The 20,990-nt window shown below is 61.8% G+C and carries 26 protein-coding genes; 23 read left to right on the top strand and 3 right to left on the bottom strand.

All coding sequences use genetic code 11. The features are described 5' to 3' along the window. Positions 1-52: 52 nt before the first annotated feature. Positions 53-385: a response regulator gene (locus CIT40_RS24420; RefSeq protein WP_244611842.1), complete on the bottom strand. Its 333-nt coding sequence runs from the start codon at positions 383-385 to the stop codon at positions 53-55. 71 nt (positions 386-456) lie between these two features. After that, positions 457-648 carry a hypothetical protein gene (locus CIT40_RS24415; protein WP_094891633.1) on the bottom strand — a complete coding sequence of 64 codons (192 nt, stop codon included), beginning with the start codon at positions 646-648 and terminating at the stop codon, positions 457-459. Between the two features lie 572 nt (positions 649-1,220). Here CIT40_RS24415 and CIT40_RS24410 point away from each other — a divergent pair. The 9 genes from CIT40_RS24410 (at position 1,221) to CIT40_RS24370 (ending at position 9,384) form a co-directional block, all read left to right on the top strand. Next, positions 1,221-1,565 (top strand): hypothetical protein, encoded by a 345-nt coding sequence (locus CIT40_RS24410; protein ID WP_094891334.1) that lies wholly within the window; start codon positions 1,221-1,223, stop codon positions 1,563-1,565. Positions 1,566-1,665: 100 nt separating this feature from the next. Continuing rightward, the gene (locus tag CIT40_RS24405; protein WP_094891335.1) at positions 1,666-2,952 is read left to right on the top strand and encodes a PBSX family phage terminase large subunit; all 1,287 of its coding nucleotides are present in this window, start codon (positions 1,666-1,668) and stop codon (positions 2,950-2,952) included. Between the two features lie 107 nt (positions 2,953-3,059). After that, the gene (locus CIT40_RS24400; protein ID WP_148667225.1) at positions 3,060-3,299 is read left to right on the top strand and encodes a hypothetical protein; all 240 of its coding nucleotides are present in this window, start codon (positions 3,060-3,062) and stop codon (positions 3,297-3,299) included. Between the two features lie 389 nt (positions 3,300-3,688). After that, positions 3,689-4,273 (top strand): portal protein, encoded by a 585-nt coding sequence (locus CIT40_RS24395; RefSeq protein WP_094891337.1) that lies wholly within the window; start codon positions 3,689-3,691, stop codon positions 4,271-4,273. Between the two features lie 176 nt (positions 4,274-4,449). Continuing rightward, positions 4,450-4,839 (top strand): hypothetical protein, encoded by a 390-nt coding sequence (locus CIT40_RS24390; protein WP_094891338.1) that lies wholly within the window; start codon positions 4,450-4,452, stop codon positions 4,837-4,839. Beyond that, on the top strand, positions 4,836-5,579 hold the full coding sequence (locus tag CIT40_RS24385; protein ID WP_094891339.1) for a hypothetical protein: 744 nt from the start codon (positions 4,836-4,838) through the stop codon (positions 5,577-5,579). Before CIT40_RS24390 ends, CIT40_RS24385 begins: the two co-directional genes overlap by 4 nt. Positions 5,580-6,321: 742 nt before the next feature. After that, on the top strand, positions 6,322-7,929 hold the full coding sequence (locus CIT40_RS24380; protein WP_244611841.1) for a portal protein: 1,608 nt from the start codon (positions 6,322-6,324) through the stop codon (positions 7,927-7,929). Then, a complete protein-coding gene (locus CIT40_RS24375) occupies positions 7,922-8,917 on the top strand; it encodes an HNH endonuclease (RefSeq protein WP_094891340.1) in 996 nt (331 codons plus the stop codon). The genes CIT40_RS24380 and CIT40_RS24375 overlap by 8 nt, the downstream gene beginning before the upstream one ends. Before the next feature lie 14 nt (positions 8,918-8,931). Further along, positions 8,932-9,384 (top strand): SMI1/KNR4 family protein, encoded by a 453-nt coding sequence (locus tag CIT40_RS24370; RefSeq protein ID WP_094891341.1) that lies wholly within the window; start codon positions 8,932-8,934, stop codon positions 9,382-9,384. 102 nt (positions 9,385-9,486) lie between these two features. Here the strand turns inward: CIT40_RS24370 and CIT40_RS24365 are convergent, their stop codons facing one another. Continuing rightward, complete coding sequence (locus CIT40_RS24365; protein WP_094891342.1) at positions 9,487-9,675, bottom strand: hypothetical protein; 189 nt, start codon at positions 9,673-9,675, stop codon at positions 9,487-9,489. 679 nt (positions 9,676-10,354) lie between these two features. Between CIT40_RS24365 and CIT40_RS32940 the strand changes: the two genes are divergently transcribed. From CIT40_RS32940 to CIT40_RS24295, 14 genes are all read left to right on the top strand, one after another. Beyond that, positions 10,355-10,612: an HNH endonuclease gene (locus tag CIT40_RS32940; protein WP_094891634.1), complete on the top strand. Its 258-nt coding sequence runs from the start codon at positions 10,355-10,357 to the stop codon at positions 10,610-10,612. 14 nt (positions 10,613-10,626) lie between these two features. Continuing rightward, positions 10,627-11,085 carry an SMI1/KNR4 family protein gene (locus CIT40_RS24355; protein ID WP_162307655.1) on the top strand — a complete coding sequence of 153 codons (459 nt, stop codon included), beginning with the start codon at positions 10,627-10,629 and terminating at the stop codon, positions 11,083-11,085. A 682-nt stretch (positions 11,086-11,767) separates the two neighbouring features. Continuing rightward, positions 11,768-12,067 (top strand): hypothetical protein, encoded by a 300-nt coding sequence (locus CIT40_RS24350; RefSeq protein ID WP_094891344.1) that lies wholly within the window; start codon positions 11,768-11,770, stop codon positions 12,065-12,067. 183 nt (positions 12,068-12,250) lie between these two features. Then, positions 12,251-13,087 (top strand): hypothetical protein, encoded by an 837-nt coding sequence (locus CIT40_RS24345; protein ID WP_094891345.1) that lies wholly within the window; start codon positions 12,251-12,253, stop codon positions 13,085-13,087. Positions 13,088-13,658: 571 nt separating this feature from the next. Further along, positions 13,659-14,621: a DUF5309 domain-containing protein gene (locus tag CIT40_RS24340; RefSeq protein ID WP_094891346.1), complete on the top strand. Its 963-nt coding sequence runs from the start codon at positions 13,659-13,661 to the stop codon at positions 14,619-14,621. Between the two features lie 71 nt (positions 14,622-14,692). After that, on the top strand, positions 14,693-15,055 hold the full coding sequence (locus tag CIT40_RS24335) for a hypothetical protein (RefSeq protein ID WP_094891347.1): 363 nt from the start codon (positions 14,693-14,695) through the stop codon (positions 15,053-15,055). Position 15,056: 1 nt separating this feature from the next. Continuing rightward, a complete protein-coding gene (locus CIT40_RS24330; protein ID WP_094891348.1) occupies positions 15,057-15,368 on the top strand; it encodes a hypothetical protein in 312 nt (103 codons plus the stop codon). Continuing rightward, positions 15,368-15,700 carry a hypothetical protein gene (locus CIT40_RS24325; protein ID WP_094891349.1) on the top strand — a complete coding sequence of 111 codons (333 nt, stop codon included), beginning with the start codon at positions 15,368-15,370 and terminating at the stop codon, positions 15,698-15,700. The genes CIT40_RS24330 and CIT40_RS24325 overlap by 1 nt, the downstream gene beginning before the upstream one ends. Then, positions 15,697-16,350 (top strand): phage adaptor protein, encoded by a 654-nt coding sequence (locus tag CIT40_RS24320; RefSeq protein WP_094891350.1) that lies wholly within the window; start codon positions 15,697-15,699, stop codon positions 16,348-16,350. Before CIT40_RS24325 ends, CIT40_RS24320 begins: the two co-directional genes overlap by 4 nt. 9 nt (positions 16,351-16,359) lie before the next feature. After that, positions 16,360-16,791: a hypothetical protein gene (locus CIT40_RS24315; protein WP_094891351.1), complete on the top strand. Its 432-nt coding sequence runs from the start codon at positions 16,360-16,362 to the stop codon at positions 16,789-16,791. A 1-nt stretch (position 16,792) separates the two neighbouring features. After that, complete coding sequence (locus CIT40_RS24310) at positions 16,793-18,217, top strand: hypothetical protein (protein WP_094891352.1); 1,425 nt, start codon at positions 16,793-16,795, stop codon at positions 18,215-18,217. Next, complete coding sequence (locus CIT40_RS24305; RefSeq protein WP_094891353.1) at positions 18,218-18,826, top strand: hypothetical protein; 609 nt, start codon at positions 18,218-18,220, stop codon at positions 18,824-18,826. Continuing rightward, the gene (locus CIT40_RS24300; protein ID WP_094891354.1) at positions 18,826-20,298 is read left to right on the top strand and encodes a hypothetical protein; all 1,473 of its coding nucleotides are present in this window, start codon (positions 18,826-18,828) and stop codon (positions 20,296-20,298) included. The genes CIT40_RS24305 and CIT40_RS24300 overlap by 1 nt, the downstream gene beginning before the upstream one ends. Beyond that, positions 20,295-20,609, top strand: a complete 315-nt coding sequence (locus CIT40_RS24295) for a hypothetical protein (protein WP_094891355.1) — start codon at positions 20,295-20,297, stop codon at positions 20,607-20,609. The genes CIT40_RS24300 and CIT40_RS24295 overlap by 4 nt, the downstream gene beginning before the upstream one ends. Positions 20,610-20,990 lie beyond the last annotated feature (381 nt).

Genomic DNA, 20,990 nt, shown 5'->3' with positions numbered 1-20,990 from the left:
GTTCAGCCCGCGCGGAGCAATCTGCGGCGGGTTTTGCTTTGCCGGCTCAGGTTCAGCAAACGCCGGTGGTTCGCTGCATGACCTCGACGAGCTCTTCGAACGAAAACGGCTTCCGGATCATCGGCAGGCCGTCGCGCCGGGGCTCGCGGCCGGAGAGTTGCAGGATCTTCAGCGCCGGCCGCCGTCGTCGTGCGAGTTCGGCCAGCTCATGACCATCCATGCCAGGCATGTTGATGTCGGTGATGAGGATGGAGATTTTCTGGTTTTGCCTGAGACGGTCGAGCGCTTCTGCGCCGCTGTGGGCGCTGACGACCTCGCAGCCGAGTTCTTCCAACATGTCCACGACCACGTCGAGGACAGCAGGATCGTCGTCGACAACCAGCACAGTGTGCCTCATCTTACCACTTTCCTTCCAACGGGAATAACGCCGCGCCCAAGTGGTAAGTTCCTGGGCGCCTAGTCGTCCTTCGACAAATCGCCAGGCCTGGTGGGAAGATCGATGGTGCCGCCTTCGCCGTGCACGAGGTCGCGGCCGCTGTCCCCGGTTTCGGCGGCGTCCTCGATGATCGCCTCCTGCAAGTCACGCGCCTTGTCGCTGCGCGGCTTGTCATCGCCCTGCGGTGTCTCTCGATGTGTCCTCGGCATCATGCGGTTCTCCCGATCGACCAACGCAGGTTGAGCGCATTCGTTCGTTTGACACGTCGGGCAAAACACCGGCAGAATGGCATCATCGAAAGAAGTTTGGTTCAGCCCGTGCGGAGAATGTCCGCGGCGGGCTGTTTCATTTCGCGGCCTGCTTCATTTCAACGGGGCTTTGACACGTCGGGCAAAACACCGGCATAGTGACATCATCGAGACGAGTTTGGTTCACCCGCGCGGAGCACATCCGCCGCGGGTTTTTTCGTCTCGACTTCGGAATCGGACGGCGGCGGCGCATCACGGCCACGCACTCGTCAAACCTGGAGCGCCGATCGGCGCGCCGCCGTCCGAACCATTGCTGGCCGTGCACGCGCGAACGTGCCGGCCCGCGGCGCAGGGCCCATTGCCCGCGCCGCTGCGGTCTCCGGACAACACGGAGATAGGGTTCGCGCCCGAAACGATCGCGCCTCGCCTGGCGCGATCTGCCGCGCATTTTCTTCGCATGGAGGATCGATGACCGCCTATCTGATATCGCTCGCGCTCGCGGGCCTGGTCGCAATCGTGTTGTGGGAGATGTTGTCGTGAGCGAAGACGTCGAACGCGAGCTTGCCGGCGAGCCGTCCCCGCCGCCTACGACGAAGACAAGGCCCAGGGCGCGCGCGACGACCGAAATCCGCTCGCTGGCCCGCGGCCACACCAGGACGGCCCTGAAGGTGCTGCTCGGCATCATGCGCAACGACAGCGCGACGCCGGCCGTGCGCCTCTCGGCGGCCAACGCCGTGCTCGATCGCGGCTGGGGCAAGTCGGCGCAGCCGATCGAAGGCGGCGAAGAGGGTGCCGTGGAAACGATCCATAGGGTCGAGCGCGTCATCGTGCGCCCGGACGACGCCAGCGACGCTGGAGAACGCGGGCGAGGCGAACGATAGGGCCTCACCGTCGCAGGTGGGGCGAGTGCGCTGGCAATCACGGACGGCGCTCTGCCGGAATCCTTCGCGTACAGATCCCAGGGCGAGCGAGCGCATCCATTTGTCCATCCTGAAAATTCCGACCGCGAAGATCTTCGAGCCGCTGTTGAGGCCTGCACGCTACAAGGGCGTTTACGGCGGACGCGGCTCGGGCAAATCGCATTTCTTCGGCGAGCTGCTGGTCGAGACCTGCCAGGCCGAGCGCGGCACGCTCGCGGTCTGCATCCGCGAGGCGCAGCGCTCGCTGGCGCAATCGTCCAAGCGTCTGATCGAGGGCAAGATCGCGAGCCTTCGCCTCGGCCACGGCTTCAAGCTGTTCAGCGACAAGATCGAGACGCCCGGCGACGGGCTCATCATCTTCCGCGGACTTCAGGACCACACGGCGGACTCGATCAAATCCCTGGAAGGGTTTCGCATCGCCTGGATCGACGAGGCGCAATCCCTCAGCGCGCGCAGCCTCGCGCTGCTGCGGCCGACGATCCGGGTCAAGGATTCCGAACTCTGGGCGAGCTGGAATCCACGGCGCAAGAGCGACGCAATCGACGATTTCCTGCGCGGGCGCAAGCCCGATGGCGCCGTGCTGGTGAAGGCGAACTGGCGCGACAATCCCTGGTTTCCGGATGTGCTCGGGGAGGAGCGGCTGTTGGATCAAAAACTCTACCCCGAGCGCTACGATCACATCTGGGAAGGCGAGTATGCCCGCGCCTTCGAGGGCGCCTATTTCGCCGCGCTGCTGTCGGAGGCGCGTGCGCAGGGGCGGATCGGAAAAGTTTCCGCCGATCCCCTCCTGCCGCTCCGCGCCTTCATCGACATCGGCGGCGCGGGCGCTGCCGCGGATGCCTTCACGATCTGGATCGTGCAGTGGGTGGGCAGCGAGATCCGCGTTCTGGATTACTACGAGAGCGTCGGCCAGGTGTTGGCGTTTCACGTCAACTGGCTGCGCTCGCGCCGCTATGACCACGCCGTGCTCTATCTGCCGCACGACGGCATGGCCGCCAACAACATCACCGGCAAGCGCTATGAGGATCATCTGCGCGAGGCCGGCTTCAAGGTCGAGCCGCCGGTGAAGAACCAGGGGCCGGGCGCGGCCATGATGCGGATCGAGGCGTTGCGACGGCTCGGCCCGCAGCTCTGGTTCAACGAGGATACGACGGAGGCCGGCCGCGAAGCGCTCGGCTTCTATCACGAGCGCAAGGACGAAACGCGCAACATCGGCCTCGGCCCCGAGCACGACTGGTCGAGCCACGCTGCCGACGCGCTGGGGTTGATGGCGATCTGCTACGAACAGCCGGGCAGGGTGGCCGCGTTCAACCGGCCGATCCAGTACACCGGGCGGGGATGGATGTGAGAAAACGGATGCGCTTGGTAAAACCAGCGGTTGACAATCGTTCTTGTTATGTTCTAGTTGGTGTAATCTCTACCATTGCGTGAGTTTTGCGAATGCCGGCGTTGCGGATGCTGGTCGAACTGATCGGGTACGCGGTGGCGCGAGCTGCTTTGCCGCTCCTTTCGTTCGGACATGTCCATGTCGAGCCGTTCAGCGCATCGACGTCGTCGCTGCGCCGGCCATGGTACCGTCGGCACGCGGATGGACGGATCGAATTGCGACAGGACGCTGCGGGTTGGATCGGGTTTGCGATCTGCCTTTCGGTGCTGCTCGCGATTGCAATCATTCTTCACGGCGTGTCGTTCTGAGCAGTGAGCATTTTTGATGTCTCCAAATGGCGAAGGCGGTATCCGCAGCTCAGAACAGACTTACGCGCGTTTACACGAACGACGACGGCTCGGTCACGGTTTTGACCGGCGCGGGCAGGAACTGCCGCAACAACAATCCTGGCAACTCGAGATACGGCACAAGTCCGAGAAACTAAACGCGCTCGCAGGACGACGTTACGTCCAGACGTCGGCGCCCATCGCTACTTCTTCTCGACGCGCCTTGAGGAATGCAATGCCCGAGAGTCCCGCGACGTAAGTGAGGAGGCGGATGTGTTTGCGACAGGCGCCCCGCAGATGCCGTACCTGTCGCACTGGTGACGCTGCGCCGCCACGCGATGCGGCGATCGAGTTTTGATCGAGGGAGTTTCATGGCAAAGATGTCGATTTCCGAAGTGAAGGCGATGCTCGCCTCCGAGAAGGCCAATGCGCTCGCCGCGATGTCGGCGGCGCGGCTTGCCGAGGAGCGGGCGGATGCGATGGACTATTATCTCGGCGACATGCGCAAGGACATGCCGGCGCAAGACGGCCGCTCGCGCGCGGTATCAACCGACGTCGCCGACACCATCGAAGGGCTGATGCCCCAGCTGATGGACATCTTCGCCGGCTCCGACGAGGTGGTGCGGTTCGAGCCGGTCGGCCCCGAGGACGTCGCCGCCGCGCAGCAGGAGACGGATTACGTCAACCACGTCTTCATGCAGCAGAACGGCGGCTTCATGGTGCTCTATTCCTTCATCAAGGACGCGCTGCTGTCGAAGGCCGGCATCGTCAAGGTCTGGTGGGAGGAGCGCGAGGAGGAGAGCCGCGAGACCTATTACGATCTCACCGACGACCAGTTCGCGCTGCTGGCCCAGGACGTCGCGGAATCGAACGGGGCCATGAAGATCGTCGCGCATACGATGCATGATGGTAACGACCGGGAAGACATGTTGCAGGCTCCGCTGGAGGTCGGTTGAGGATCGCTGTCTGTTGCTTTGGCCGGGCGGTCACCGACCCGGCTCCGTCGACGGGCTACTCGGCATCAACCAGCCACAATGCGAGACAGCCTGGATAAGCTCGGAGGCCCGCTTGCCGGCGAACAGTCGGCCGCATACTTTTATCGCGGACAGCATTGTCCATCGAAAGCAAAACCATGGTCGCTCTCTTCACAGTCTTGGCGGGGTTCGCCGCCATCTGGTTAGGCTTCACGTACATGCGGGTCTTCAATGCCGCACGCGAGCATCTTCCGCCGCAGTTTCAGGACTACGAGATTGCGCGCTATGCGCTCGATGTGTGGGCGCTGCAGCCTCCGATGCCACTCACCGTGCAGGCAGACTATGTCCGACTTGTCAGAGGGTACCCCTATTTGGCGCTCGCCGGCGCGTTGGCCTGCCTGTCGTCCGGTCGGGCGGATGCGATGGTCTTTGGCGTGCTGTTATTGGCGGTCTTTGCTTACAGCGTGTTTTACGCAATCAAATGTTCGAGGGTCTACGAGCAGAATTGCAAAAGAGCCGAGGCCCAGAGTGATGAGGAAAACCAATGAGCGACAAGGGCACCTATGGCGGATTCACTGCCGCAATTCCGACGTTGGCGGGAGGAGTGGGCGTTGGGGCCTACATAGACAATTCCGGCAGGCTTTATCCGCAGCTCTACTACGGTACGCCCGGGTTCAGTCTGTCGGCGGGATACACCAATGATCTGGGGGCTCTGCTGACGGGACCATCGGCAGCAGGCACTCTCGGGATGGGACGGGTCGGAGCCAACGTGGCGACAGTGGGCAGCGAGACTGGTGTTGGGTTTGGCACGCCCGGCGCTGGCGTCACCTATGGATATGGTCCTCTCGATTTCTCTGAGGACTACTCGCAGCCGTGGATCAAGCAGCTGATCAGGGATTCCGTTGACGGAGCGGGTCTGCCAAACCGTCGAAACGTGTGGGAATATGGCTATCCCGAGCCGGGTGGGGAGAATGGTCCCGAAACCAACGCCGTTCCCGTTCGACGTCTCACGCGCGTTGATCCCGAAGATGCCGGACCTGTTTCGGCGTCGGGAAACGCTCCAGCACGCTATCCATCGACTTTCAATGAACGATTTGGCGATTGGCGCGGTCTGCCTGGTGGGCCGCAACCGACTCAGGCCAGCCGGCCGATCGGCGTGTTCGCAAATGAGCCTGGCTCGTCCATGGCATCGATGCGGGGATTTGATAATCGCAACGATCCGACGAGCGGCACGGCCGGCGGTCTGCTCGGCATGATCCAGGACTACATGCGCAATAACGGCTATTAGCCGCTGAGCCAGCACTCGATCGGATCTAAAAACCCGAAATTTGGCTTGGACGCGTCGGGCAAAACACCTCTAGAGTGGCATCATCGAAAGAGTTCGCATCAAGCCCGCGCGGAGAAATCTGCTGCGGGTTTTTTCATTCCAATTGCCGAGAGCGGACGGCGGCGGCGGTTCCTGTTTACAGTGCAGCGCGCGAACAACTCCCGCCTCAAATTCGAGGCCCGGCTCGCCGCGCCGGCGGGCTCTCCAGTCATGCATGACGTCACCATCGTCACAAGCAGCCCACGGGCTACCATGTCGAAATACTCCACACGCGGACGCAGAACGTAAGACCAAAGGATGAAGTCATGCCGAAGCAGCAGACCGGCACGCAAGGCGACGTCGGAGCCCGTCGGTTGCCGCCGCGAAGCCAAGTTCGTTCTGCCGCGTCGTCTGCCAATCAGCGGCAGCCTCAGCCGGGTATCGCGCCGAGCGATCCGCCTGCAAGCGCGACGCCATCACAACGTGCTTCCACCGGCCTGCCAGACCAGGTCCGCTTGATCGCACGGGACGATCTCTCCAATCTCGAACGGCCTTGGCCGGCGGACTGCTCGGCATGATCCAGGACTACATGCGCAAGAGCGGCTATTAGCCGCCGCTGCTCTTCTGCCGCCTATGTTCACGCGGCAAAACCTGAGAGTTCAATCAAAACATGCCCATTCCCTTGCTAGCCCCGGCGCCGCCCGCGCCGATGGGCTCTCCAGTCATGCATGACGTCACCATCGTCACCACGCGCAAGCTCGCGCAGGCGCGGGTGATGGGCGTGCCGCCGGAAGAGTTCGGCATCGAGCGCGGTGCGCGCGGCATCCGCGACTGCAATTATTGCTTCCACGAGGTCGTCACCAAGACCGAGGCGCAACTGATCGCGGAGGGCTTTGATGCCGGCCAGATCAGGGCCCTGCTGCCGCACACCGGCACGACCGAGATCGAGACGCTGGCGCGCGACACTGTGGAAGAGCATCTGTCCGCGACATCAGGCGGCGGCAGCGGCAATTCGGCGGCGCGGCTGCTGCGCATCACCGAGCACTACGTGCGGATGGACTATGAGGGCTCGGGCCGTCCCTGCCTCTATCAGGTCATCACCGGCGGCGACCAGGCCGAGATCCTGCGCAAGGACGGCAAGGACTGCATCACGCCGTTCGACGAGATGCCGTTTGCGGCGACCACGCCGGTGCCGGTCACCCATCGCTTCTTCGGCCGCTCGATCGCCGATCTCGTGATGCCGTTGCAGCGCGAGAAGACCGCGCTGAAGCGCGGCGCGCTCGACAATCTCTATCTGCACAACAATCCGCGCGTCGAGGTCGCCGAGCAGAATGCCGGGCCGAACACGCTCGACGACCTCCTGGTGTCGCGGCCGGGCGGGGTGGTTCGCACCAAGACGGCGGGCGGTCTGAACTGGCAGGTGGTGCCCGACATCACCACGTCGATCTACCCGATGCTGCAATATCTCGACGCCGAGCTCGAGCTCCGCACCGGGCTGGCCAAACAGACGCAGGGCATCGACGCCAACGTGCTGCAGAACCAGTCGGCGACCGCAGTCGCGCAGGTGTTCTCGGCCTCGCAGATGCGCATCAAGCTGATCGCCCGCGTCATGGCCGAAGGCGTGCGCGACATCTTCGCGCTGCTGCACGGCACGATCCGCAAGCATGGCCAGCGCGAGGAAACGGTTCGCTTGCGCAACGCCTGGGTCGCCGTCAACCCACGCAACTGGAAGACGCGGGACGACATGACCATCAATGTCGGCCTCGGCGCCGGCGGCAAGGCCCAGCAATTCGCCCAGACCATGGCGATCGCCAATGTGCAGAAGGAGCTGCTGGCCGGCGGCAAGCTCAATCTGGTCGGCGACCGCCAGCTCTACAACACCGCGGCCGAGCTGACGCGCATCATGGGACACCGAAACCCCGACCAGTTCTTCAACGATCCCACGGCCGTCAATCCGCAGACCGGACAGCTCCTCAATCCGCCGCCGGCGCCGCCACAGGCACCGCCCGATCCGAAGCTGATGGCGCTGCAGGCGCGCGTTCAGGCCGACCAGCTCGCCGCCGCCCACAGGGTGCAGATCGAACGCGAGAGGGCTCAGGCCGACGCCATCCATCTCCAGGTCAAGACGCAAGGGGAGATCGAGCTCGCCAAGATCAAGGCCGCGCTCGACGCCAAGATGACGGTGCTCGAGACGCATCTGAAGGCGGCGATCGAAGCGGGGAAGGTGCAGCGATCGTATCCGCCGGGCGCACGCAAGGCGAGGGACGGCCACCACTACGTGTCGGACCCTGGGCGGCCCGGCAAATTTCTGCTGGTTGTGCACCATGGGTGATTATTCCCTGGTGCAGGTCGAGCACCAGCCGGACTTCGAGAACGTCGCTCTCGTTCCGGTCGACCATGATCCATTCAGTGACGATGGCGTAGCGCAACAGCCACCGGGCCCACAGGCACAGGAGCAGTTCGCGCAGCCTCAGCCGTCGCTGCCGGCGACGGGAGTTCAGCGACTCTATGTCGGTCCAGCAGCGAAGGTCACACAGCCGTCGGAGGAGGGGGAATCCTGGGATCCGGAAAGCGAAGCTAACGATACGTCTGCAGCAGTTCGGCCGGCTGCAACGATACCTCCCCAGAACAAGCTTCCTCCTGATTTGTCGCACTTTATCCCGCTCGGCGAGCTGAAGCCGGCGACCTTCACGTCCACACAGCAGATCGGGCATCGCGCGATCGACACGCTGCTAGCTCTCGGCGTACCGCTGCACAATGCCCAAGAGCTGGCGACGCGTATCGGCAATTTATTGACGTTGACTCCGCTTGGCGTCGCCGGTTCGTTTCTTAATCTCATTGATGCGAAGCGCCGCGATGATCTCCCCGGAGCCGTTGAGGCTGCGAGCGGACTGATACCAGGTGCGAAGGGCGCCGGGCGCGTCGCCGCCAACGAAGTACGCGCGCTAACGAGCAAGGTTCGGCTCTTGCCGGCGGCCTGGGCGGCTAAAAAAGGATACGCCGGTGTGGGAACGACCGTAAACGGCGGTCCCACTTTTGCTGGAACGGAGCACCTCTATCCGGCCGCACAGGGGCAGCTAAGCGTTGTGAATATTCCACTTACTGGCAGCTATAGAAAAGACTTCGTTCTTGCGAACGAGGAAGGAAAATTCGCTGAAAAACCGGATGGATACATGTGGCACCACGTCGACGACTTCAATCCGCAGACTGGAAGGGCCACTTTCGAGCTGATAGATAAAGACGCCCACAATGCTACGCGACCTCATGCGGGCTCGGTTGCGCAGTACGTCAAGCACCACGGAGTGCCTTACAAGCGTTGATAAGGAAACAGGCAATGGTCGTTTTTGAGCAGACTGCTCCACCACTTTCTGAGCTGGACATCAGGCGTGTGGAGCACCGCTTAGGTGTTCGGCTGCCGCAGGATCTTAGGGAGCACTACCTCCTCCATAACGGAGGAAAACCTCGTCCTCAGTTTTTCCTGAAGGACGGAGAGGCGTATGATGTTGACTGTTTCTACTCCATGAACACTGGCGCGAGAGGATCGAGCTTCGAACGAACATACGTCATGATGGTGGATCAGACGCCCGAGTTTCCTCGGGGATATATACCGTTCGCGGACGATTCTGCGGGAGATATGTTTCTTTACAGTGTAAGGCCCGAATCTTTCGGGAATATAATGTTCAATTCACATGAAGATTATGAGAACCCTGATCGTTACGTTGTGTTTCTCGCCCCGACACTGAAAGGATTTATCAATTCCCTCACTGAACTGCCTGAAGGGATGTAGGGGCACTACGGGCGCACGGCTCTGAGATCGTGACTGTCTGCGTGGATGCACCCCAGGTTGAAGTCACGTTGACCAGCCGCTTGCTGAAGCAGCCCTCTGCCCTCAGAGCCGCCGGCCAATCCGAAGCTGCTCGCCGTGCCGGCGCGAGCTCAGGTCGATGCCGCGCATCAGAAGCTGTTCCATAAGGCGCAGGCCGACGCCATCCATCTCCAGGTCAAGACGCAAGGGGAGATCGAGCTCGCCAAGATCAAGGCCGCCCTCGACGCCAAGATGACGGTGCTCGAGACGCATCTGAAGGCAGCGATCGAGGCCGGGAAGGTGCAGCGCTCATACCCGCCAGGCGAGGGACGGCCACCACTACGTTCCGGACTCCGACCGTCCCGGCAAATACCTGCTGGTTGTCCATCATGGCTGACTATTCTCTGGTGCCGGTCGAGCACCAGCCTGACTTCGAAAATGTCACGCTCGTTCCGGTCGACCACGATCCGTTCAGTGCCGATGGCGTAGCGCAGCAGGCGCCGGGTCAACAAGCACGGAGTCAACTGGCGCAGCCTCCGCCGCCGCTGCCCGCGACGGGAGTTCACCGACTCTATGTCGGTCCGGCAGCGAAGATCACACAGGTCCCGGAGGAGGGTGAGTCCTGGGATCCGGGAAGTGAGGCTAGCGATGCGTCTACGGATCGACCCGTTGCATCGACGCCTTCGCAGGACAAGCTTCGTCCTGATCTATCGCACTTCATACCGCTCGGCGAGTTGAAACCGGCGACCTTCACCCCCACACAACAGATCGGGCATCGGGCCATCGACGCCCTGACAGCCTTTGGCGTGCCGCTGCACAACGCCCAAGAGCTGGCGACGCGTATCGGCAATCTGTTGGGCTTGACCCCGCTTGGAGTTGCCGGGTCCTTCCTTAACCTGATTGATGCGAAGCGCCGCGATGACTTTCCTGGAGCCGTTGAGGCCGCGAGCGGATACCGGGTGCGAAGGGCGTCGGTCGCTCTGCCGGCAATGAAGTACGACGGAGAGCTGACTTTCGCCTCGCGAACAAAGAAGGTAAGTTCGCTAAAACGCCCGATGGTTATCGGTGGCACCACGTCGACGACTTCGATCCAACGAATGGAGAGGCCACGTTTGAGCTAATCACTAGGGGAGCGCACGAATCCACAAATCCTCATGCTGGTTCTGTTGCCCAGTACTCCAAACACCACGGTGTCCCGTATAGGCGTTGACGAGGAGAAAAGCATTGGTTGTTTTCGAAGGGACTGCTTCCCCGCTTTCCGAGTTGGACATTCGGCGCGTCGAGCAGAAATTGCGCGTTCGCTTGCCGCAAGATCTCAAAGAGCATTACCTCCGCTATAACGGCGGAACCCCTCGTCCGGAATTCTTCGTCAAGGACGGAGAGGCTTATGACGTCGAGGAATTCCTTCCGATGAACATACGCAACGACAAAGGATTAACCTTCGAACGTACCTACACATTCCTGGTACATGAGAAGCCAGAATTTCCTCAGGGATATATACCCTTCGCGTGCGATTCAGCAGGTGATTATTTCATCTATAGCGTCATTCCTGGATCCTTTGGGAATATCATGTTCAACTCAAGGGCAGATTACGGAGACGACGATCGATACATTTTCTTTCTCGCCCCAAGCTTGAGAGAGTTTATCAATTCTCTCACTGAATGCCCCGAAGGGATGGAGTGATAGGAAAGCCCAGCTGTTCATGGACTTGCTGCACGCAGCTGACTCTACGCTCGTTTGGTCCGTGATTGCTCGGCAAATGCATCCAAGCATGAAGGCGCGCTGCTTGGACGTTTGATCGGTTTGATCAACCACTCGCTATCCCCCTGCGGAGACGGCCGAAGGTCTGCGATTGGAGGTCTTTGGGGGGCATTCGTCAGGTTCATCAATCAGGTCGCCGCTCCTGAACTCGCTGAGTCGCAAGGAGTGACAGATCTTGTGCGGAATAATCCGACGGTCGCAAAGATTGAGGACAGCTTGAGTAACCTAAGACCGTGATTGCTTGACTAGATGCTCTTAAGCATGCAGGCGCGCTGATTTGGACACTTGATCAAACAACTCGCTACGCCGCCTGCCGGAGTCAGCCCGAAGTTATTGCCACAAAAGGTTGAGCGAGATCGATCGGGTCGGTGCTCTCCGCTAGGCCCAGTTCAGGCAACAGTAAGCACTGAATGACGCGATCCATCTCCAGGCCAAGAGCAAGGCGAAATCGAACTCGCCAAGATCAAAGTAATCCTCGACGCGGGGATGACGGTGCCGGAGGTCGCGCGTCCGCCGCTGCCAAGCAATAAAGGAGCCGATGACGGGATCTGTCTCCAGGGACGAGATATGTTAATGCGCCGGCCGAACCAAGAGGAGGAAACCAATGTCTGACGAGAGCACACTGGAAAGGGCGGCCGCGAGGGCGGCCCGTGCCGAAGCGTTGCTCGATGACGAGCTGTTGAACGAAGCCTTTGACGCGCTCGAGAAGAGTTACATCGCAGCCTGGCGCGCCACCACGGTGGACGATGCCGCAGGCCGCGAAAAGCTGTTCCTCGCCATCAACATCGTCGGGAAGGTGCGTGACCACCTCGCCGGCGTCGTTGCCAACGGCAAGCTGGCACGCGCGGAGCTGAAGCAGCTTGCGGAAACGGCGGAGCGGCGGAAGCGGTTCGGGATCATTTAATCAGGACAACCTGAAATAGAATTGACGTTGTTCGTTGTTTGTTCTAGGTTAGGCGAACTCAATTTTGCGGTGCGCCGGGGGTAAAGGCTCACGTCGGGCCTCGGTCGGTGGCAGTGGCGGCATCAATGCGATAGTTCGCCGACAGGGATTCAAGGCCGTTGCTTCGGGGGTAAGAGCTTGAGAATGCTCCAGGTCAAGATCGCAGCCGTGCGGTCGCTCGCTGCACTGTCCTCGCTCTGCGCTTTCCTCATTTGCGGTCAGTCTGGCGCCCGGGAGGGCCTGTTCGACAAGGCGCTATTCTATCGCGCGTCTGATTATTGCCGCGGTGTTGCTGCGGGGGCCGTCGCGCTCAGCGAGGACCAGACGGTCCTGTGCCTTGACGGCCCGATCGAGAAGGATGCGGACGTATCGCCAGCGAAGAAATTGATAGAAGGCGGTCTCTTCGTCGTTCGAAGCGCCGGGGGCGACATCGCGTCAAGCATTGCACTTGCCAATGTGCTGCGTGAACGACGCGCTTTGGTCGTTGTGTATGACCAGTGTTTGTCGAGCTGCGCCAACTATCTCCTGATCGCGTCCGATCGAAGCTATGTGCTCAAAGGCGCCTTGGTCGCATGGGACTACGAGAGCACGGATCCCGCGTTTCCATCATGCGCCAAACTTGCGACGGAAAAAACGCGAGATGGAGATTACCGCCTGCAGCGTGGATCTTGTCAGCCTTGGTCCGCTGACGAGGCTCACTGGCGGGAAATCCTTCTGGCCCAGACCGCCTTCTACAAGGAACGCATGATCGACCCGTATTTTGAGCCGCCGCCGGACAATCGCTATCTGCGAAAGCTCGTTAAGTCCCTCCATCCCGATACTCATGCTTACCACCATATCGGGTGGACTCTTCATCCCAGATACTTTGCAAGATTTTTCAAGACCGCAATTGTCTACGAGACCTATCCGGAAGGGCAGGCCGAGGTGGACGAGCTGGTGGCCCGGCTGCATCTCGACATGAAGGTGATTTACGATCCATAGGCCGGTACCGATCGACTGCGAAGTGAACCAGATCCTTTTTCATCCCTTGATTTGAAGACGTGGCATATCGAAGATGAATGAGATTCCGGCCGACAACGATCGACAGAATCCGATCCTCGACTATCAACGCCTCTGGCCGATCTCATGATCGGCCGTATTCGACGCCTGCAACAGCAAAACTCAACTCGAACGCAATCCTCCACTTTCGACACGGGATCTGCACCGCTACCGTTCAGTGCCGCGGCCACGCTCGCGGCGCAAGGATACGAGCCGGTCGAAAACGATCCGTTTCACGAAAAGTCGCCGATCCGGCGTTTGACGCGAGTCCAGGCAACCTGACGTCGCGCAACAACGCCGATCAGATCAACCATCGTAGTTAGGCCGACCCTGCGCGATACGCGCAGGCGCCCGGCAGAGACGTCTCGCGGATCCGCGAACCGGAAACCTGAATTTCCGCGCCATCGCGCGAGCGAGAACAGAAGACGCCAGCACATCAGGCCGTAGTTTCCATGAGAGGCGCAGCGACATCGCTGCGCTACCGGAACAGCACGGCTCTCACAAGGACACATCGATGACTCTACCAACCTCCACCTTCGTCACCTACTCCGCGGTGGGCAACCGCGAAGACCTCAGCGACATGATCTATCGTATCGATCCCGTCGACACGCCGTTCATGAGCGGCGTCGACAAGGAGAAGGCGACTGCCGTCAATCACGAATGGCAGACGCAGGCGCTCGCCGGCGCGGACGCCAACAACGCCCAGCTCGAGGGCGACGATCCCAGCACCAACACGACGACGCCGACCGTGCGCCTCGGCAATCTCTGCCAGATCTCCTACAAGGTCGCGCGGGTCTCGGGCACGCAGCAGGCGGTGGATCACGCCGGGCGCGACAACGAGCTCGCCTACCAGGAGATGCTGAAGGGTCTCGAGCTCAAGCGCGACCTCGAGACGATCCTGTGCGGCACCAACCAGGCCAAGGTTGTCGGCAATACGACGACGGCACGCAAGAGCGCTTCCGTCCTGTCCTGGCTCGCTTCGAACACCTCGAAGGGCACGGCAGGCGGTGCGGCGGATCCGGCCGCGGCCGACGGCACCGGCACGCGCACCGACGGCACGCAGCTCGCCTTCACCGAGGTGCGGCTGAAGACCGTGCTGTCCTCGATCTGGACCAATGGCGGCAAGCCCGGCACGATCATGACCGGCGCCTTCAACAAGCAGGTGTTCTCGACCTTCACCGGCCGGTCCACCGCAATCGAGGAATCGAAGTCGAAGAAGATTGTCGCGTCTGTCGACGCCTATGAATCGGACTTCGGCAAGCTCAAGGTGGTTGCCAATCGTTTCCAGCGGCCGCGCGACGTCCTCGTGCTGGAGCTGGACAAATGGGCGGTGGCCTATCTCAATGGCCGCAACATGATCTCGATCCCGCTGGCCAAGACCGGCGATTCCGATCGCCGGCAGATCCTGGCCGAATACGCGCTGGTGTCCCGCAACGAAAAGGCCTCCGGCGGCGTGTTCGACAACACCACCACCTGAGCGGCCACGATCATCATCCACCTCAACATCGGGGCAGCCTTCGGGCTGCCCTTTCTTTTTGGAGAGCCAAGATGCCGCTTCCCGGTAATCGCACCCTCAACTCCGCCGACCTCACGGCTTACACACCCTCCTGCGGCGCGAGCCCCGTCGCCGCCTATGTCCGCGTTCCCTTTCGTTGCCGCGTGCTGAAGGTCAGCGGCATCCTTGGGGGCGCGATCACGACCGCCGACGGGACCATTACCGTCTCGGCCAATGCAGCCACGCTGGCGACCTTCACCGTCACGCAGGCGGGATCGGCAGCAGGCCAGCTGTTCTCGGCCGTGCCGCCGTCACCCACCTATCTCAACGAGGACGACGTGATCGTGCTGACGCCCTCGGGCGCGTCCGGCGCGGCGATCCCCATGCATTTCTCGATCTCCGTGAGGACCGCCTGACATGCCGTTCTTCTCCAAGCAAAACTCCTCGCGCGTCGGTCCGACCCAGACGGTCGCCTATGACGCCAGTGTCGGTGCCACCAACGCGTTCGGATCCGGAACCTATCAGCTCCGCCTGGTCGCGAACTCCGGCTGCTGCTACCGCATCGGTGACGGCGCTCAGACGGCCACCATTTCGGATCCCTATCTGCCCGCCAATACCGTCGAATACGTCACGGTCAGTCCGGGCCAGCGTATTGCCGCGCTGAAGGCCGCGACCAACGGTCTGGTCACCGCGACCGCGGGCACGCTGTGGGTGACGGAGCTGTCGTGATGGACGGCGTCCTGATCAGGCCTCATCTCGACAGCAACGGCCGCGAGCTCGCGATCGAGCAGGTCCAGGACGTCGCGCCGATCCTGGAATGGAATAGGCAGGCGCGCCAGGACGAGCAGCGTAGCGATTGGGGGCGGCACGTCGCCCGCATCCCCAACGTCGTCTACGTCCAATGGCTCAACGAGGCGCATGCGATGGGCAATGCCTCGCTGCGGCTTTTCACGCCCGAATTCGACGCGATCGTGCAGAAGAAGCTCGACGATCCCGAATGGGCCTATTTGCGAACCGACAGGCCGAAATTGCAGGCCGGCTGGTCAGCGGAGCTGAGATGACCCAAATCACCGATTATGCGTCGCTGCAGTCAGCGGTGACCGAATATCTCGCGCGCGATCAGGACACGATTTTGATCGCGCGGATCCCGACTTTCGTCCAGCTCGCGGAGGCAAAGTTCAACCGTCAGCTGTTCGTGCGGCAGATGGAGCAGCGATCGACCGCACTCGTCGACCTCGGCTCGAACGAGCCGGAGTTCATCTCGCTGCCGTCTGATTTCCAGTCCATGCGCAGGGTCCGGCTCTCGAGCGTGACGGGGAAGCCGTGCCTCGCGTTCAAATCCGGGACCCAGATGGATGAATACCGCTTCGCGACGTCCGATGTCGCCGCACAGCCGCGCTATTTCACCGTGTTCGGCAACGAGCTCGAGCTCGCGCCGACACCCGACGCGGCCTACACGATCGAGATGGTCTATCGGCAGAATATTCCACCGCTCGCATCGAGCGGCGGCAATTGGCTGCTGACCATGGCGCCCGATCTCTATCTCTACGCGGCCCTGCTGGAGTCCGCGCCGTACATCAAGGAAGACGCGCGCATCCAGACCTGGGGGCTCGGGTTCACGTCGGCGCTCGCCGACCTCAACAATCTCGGGCTGACATCGACCTTCAATGCCGGACCGATGACGGTGCGCGTTTCCGGACAGGTCATCTAGGAGACGATCATGGCAAGCTTCAACAAGTTCTATTGCTTCGTGCAGGACGTCGCCAATGCGCTGCACGACATGAAGACCGGCACCGCGCAGGTCTACAAGGTCTATCTGACCAACACGGCGCCGGTCGCCGCCAACACGGTGTACAACGCGCCCGCGGATCTGGCCGCCGGCAACGGCTATACAGCGGGCGGCAACAGCGTCGGCACCATCACGGGCGCGCAGACGACGGGGACGTTCAAGTTCGTCGGCGCGACCGACCCGTCATGGACGGCGTCCGGCGGTTCGATCGGGCCGTTTCAATACGCGGTGCTCTACAATTCGACGTCCTCGACCAAGCCGCTGATCGGCTGGTGGGATTACGGCACCGCGATCACGCTGACCAACGGCAATACTTTCATCATCGATCTCGATCAGACCAACGGCATCCTGACGATCACCTGACATGGCTGCATTTCTCAACAATTGTCGGTTCATTCCCACGGCCGGCGGCACCACGGACTGGGTCTATTCATCGGCGGTCGGTGGCTGTCAATCGCCGGCCCTCGCCGGAGCAGTCGACGGTCGCAAGTACAAGTTCATCGCGATCAGCGGCGACCTGACCCAATGGGAGATCGCGGAGGGCGCCTATACGGCGGCAAGCGGGACGTTTGCCCGCACGATCGTGCTTTGCAATTCGTCCGGGTCCGGGTTGGCCGCAGGGCAGTCGGGGGCCGGCTCCAGGATCAGCTTCGTCGCGCCGCCGAACGTCGCCGTCGTCGGCATCAAGGAAGATCTGATTTCCATCGAGGAGCCAAACGGATTCACGGCAGGGCAGATGGCACAAGCCCGTGCCAATATCGGCGTGACGAAAAACAGCTATGTCGTCAACGGCGGGATGCAGGTTTCTCAGGAGAATGGCACGACGGCAGGCGCCGCATCCGGCTACTATCCGGTCGACCAGTGGCGATCCGAATTCAGCAACGCCGGCGGACTCAGTGTGGCACAGGTCGCAAGCTCCACACCCGGAGGCTCGCCGTATCGCATTCGAGCGACGATCACAACCGCGGATGCTTCGGTTGCGAGCTCGGATTATTCAGTCATCACTCAGAGGATCGAAGGAAGCCGTATCGCCGATCTGAGGTTCGGCAACGCAGCAGCAAAGACCGTCACCGTACAATTCGGCGTCAAGGCGCCTGCCGGAACATATTGCGTTGCGATCCGGAACGGCACCCCAAACCGCATCATCGTCGGGGAGTACACGATTGCCGGCGGCGAGGCGAATATCGACGTGGTCAAAAGCGTGACCTTCGCTGGCGACACGGCCGGGGCCTGGGCCTTCGACCAGACCGCCGGTATGGAGTTGATCTTCGTTCTAATGGCGGGCTCGAGCTTCGTCCAATCTCCCAACACCTGGAGCGCGGCCGCAAGCGTCTTCGCGACCTCCAATCAGTTCAACCTTATGGCTACCGTCGGTAACGTGTTCGAGCTGTTCGACGTCGGTCTCTATGAGGGGAGCGCGGCTCCGGCGTTCCAATTGCCGGATTACCAAGCCGAGTTGCGGAAGTGTCAGCGCTATTATTTCCAGACTGCCGCGAACGAGTATCTGCCGATTTCAGGCACGCTGCTCAATGGCGCGACGAGCGGCAAGTTTTCGTCGATGCCGGTTCCGGTGACGATGCGCACCGATCCGGCCGTGACATTGGGTGCGTCGGCGGTCGTGACGAATGGCCCCATAACAGGGGCGCTGACAGCGATCACCGCTGTTGCGACCAGCCACGCGACCTTGATGTTGTCACTCACATGGTCCGGTGCCGGCGGGTCAGCGATCTCGGATGCGCTTGTCGTGTTTGCCGGAACCACGCCGACCAAGTTCAGCGCGAGGATGTAGATGTCGCTCCTTGGCTTCGACGCTCTCGGACGCTGGGCGCTCGGCCAGCTGCCGAGCAGCAGCAACTTTGTTCTTACGGCGGTGCAAGGCTCGATCGGTTTTGCAGGACCAGCGTCGGCATTCGGCATATCGCAAGCCGTCACCACGGCCGGCACCCTGGCTGCCGGGATCTCGGCGGGTTTCAGAATTGCAGAACCGGCGGGCCCGCCACCTTTCGTCTGCGCAAGCAATGCAGCCGCGTTCAGGTCGAAGCAGCTGAGCCTCAATGGTGCGTTCCTGGTGACGTGCGCCCCGGCGAACGGGACGGCGCGCGTACTCGCCTCTCAAGGCGCGGTGTCTATTTTGGGACCGTCGGCCCGATTCTCGGCCTCACTCGCGCTGGAGCAGGGCGCCTTTGCCTGGGCAGGCGGCGACTCGATGCCCGGCCGGGACCAGGAGGCCTGGGTCCGGCGGCCGTTCGAGACGATGACTTGGCAGGTGCAGGTGACGTTGCCGCCGCCGGTTTGGAATGCAGCCACGGGTGCTGCAGGCGCATGGACGGCTGACGTGCAGCCGGAGAACGCCTGGATTCCAGCTTCGACCGACCCCGAACCATGGACGACTGAATAATGCCACTCCTTGCCTATGGCGAATATCGCCCTGACGTCAGCGATTACGAAGGCCAGGCCTCGCGCAACATCCTCAACGTCATTCCGCGCGGCGATGGCTATGGGCCGTTTCCGTCCTTCTCCGCCTACACGTCCGCGCTGCCGGCGCCGTGCCGGGGCGCGTTCTATGCGTTGAAGTCCGACGGCACGGTCGTCACTTTTGCCGGCACGGGCACCAAGCTCTACCGGCTCAACAATATCGACTTCACCTGGGTCGATGTCTCCAAAGGAGGCGCGTCCTATTCTGCGCTGTCGGCGACGGCTCAATGGCAGTTCGCTCAGACCGGCAACTTCGTCTTCGCGACGCAGGCCAACGCCGTGCTGCAAGTCTTCGATCTCTCGTCATCGACTGCCTTTACCGACGCACTCGGCTCACCGCCCCAGGCCGCCTATATCAGCGTGGTCGGACGCTTCCTGGTGCTGTCGGGGCTGTTGTCGACTCCGTATCGGATCCAATGGTCCGGGCTGAACAACTTCAACGCGGCGGACAGCTGGACCAGCGGGATCAAGTCGTCCGACTTCCAGGATTTTCCGGATGGCGGCATCGTTCGTGGTGTCGCCGGCGGGGAGTCCGGTATCGTATTCCAGGACCAGGCGATCCGGCGCATGTCCTATGTCCCGGGCTCGCCGATCATCTTCCAGATCGATCGCATCACCCAGGACAAGGGCCTCTACGCGCCGTACTCGATCATCCGCGCCGGCGAGCGCATCTTCTTCTATGCCGGCCAGGGCTTTCACAAGATCGAGCCCGGCGGCGTGCCCCAGCAAATCGGGCGCGAGAAGGTCGACCGCAGCTTCCTTGCCGATCTCGACAAGGGCAACCTCCAGCTCTTCATGGGGGCCGCCGACCCGCGCTCGACGCGCGTCTACTGGGCTTACAAGTCGGTGTCCGGCACGGTCGGCGCCTACGACAAGCTGCTCGGCTACGATTTTCTGCTCGACCGTTTCTTTCCGGTGGCGGTGGCCGGCGAGTATCTGCTCGGCATTTCGCAGACAGGATTGACGCTCGAGAATCTCGACAGCATCTCCTCGTCACTCGATGCGCTGACGCTCAGCCTCGATGCCTACGCAACCGCAGTGCAGCCGGAGATCGCGCAATTCTCCAATGCCCATCTGCTCGGATTCTTCCGCGGCCCCAGTCTCGAGGCGACGCTGGAGAGCGCGGAGCAGGGGACGGATGAGAACCGCATCACGATCCGAGGCTTCCGTCCGATCACCGATGCGGCGACACTGTTCGGCTCGGTGTCCTGGCGCGACACGCCGGCCGCAGCGGCGATGCCGGGCGCCGAAGTGCTGGTCAATGCACGCACCGGCCGCTGCGATATCAGGCGCGACACCCGCTATTTGCGCGTCAAGGTACGCATTCCGGCCGCGACGAATTGGTCGTTCTGCGCCGGCATCGTTCCCGACCTCACGCCGAACGGCACGCTATGACGGCTTACGTACCGGGCATTACCGAGACCGATCTGAAGAAGATCGTGCTCGCGATCCAGCAGCTCGCCGCCGGCCGGTCGAATGCCGTTGGCAGCGTGACGCTGGCTGTGGGCGCATCGAGCACGACGGTGACGACGGCAAATTGCGCCGTGGGATCGGTGCCGATCCTGGTGCCGGCGTCCGCGAACGCGGCGGCGGAGGTCGGCAACGGCACGATGTACGTGAGCGCGGTCGCGAACGGCGCGTTCACGATCACGCATGCGAATTCGGCGACGACGGGACGGGTGTTCTTGTGGGCGGTGGTGGGGTGATGGGGTCCTAAGGCATTCGCGCTTTCGTACGTTACCAAACGTTTCCTTCAGTAGTCACGCGCGGTGAGGCTCCTAAGCACCGGTTTGCCACGTTGAATGGCAAATCCGAACGACAGCAATGGATCGTCGGCAAAGGCCGCAATTTCAATTGGTTATTCAAGGGAAAGTTTTATGTCTTATGTCGATCAATCGGAACGGCCCAGCCGCACATTCTCGGAGCGATTTCAAGAGGTCTGGGACCATCCAACACCGTTCGGCCTAATCGCCCAGATTAAGACCTTGTTGAGCGCGCCCGAAACTATCCGTGGGCTGGTCGATGCTTCGCGCGTCGTCACGGGTCCAGCTCCCGGCACGGAGGAAGAAGCCGATAAGTACAATCGA

This window comes from Bradyrhizobium amphicarpaeae (assembly GCF_002266435.3).
GTDB classification, from domain to species: domain Bacteria; phylum Pseudomonadota; class Alphaproteobacteria; order Rhizobiales; family Xanthobacteraceae; genus Bradyrhizobium; species Bradyrhizobium amphicarpaeae.
This window is presented reverse-complemented; position numbering and strand designations above follow the sequence as displayed.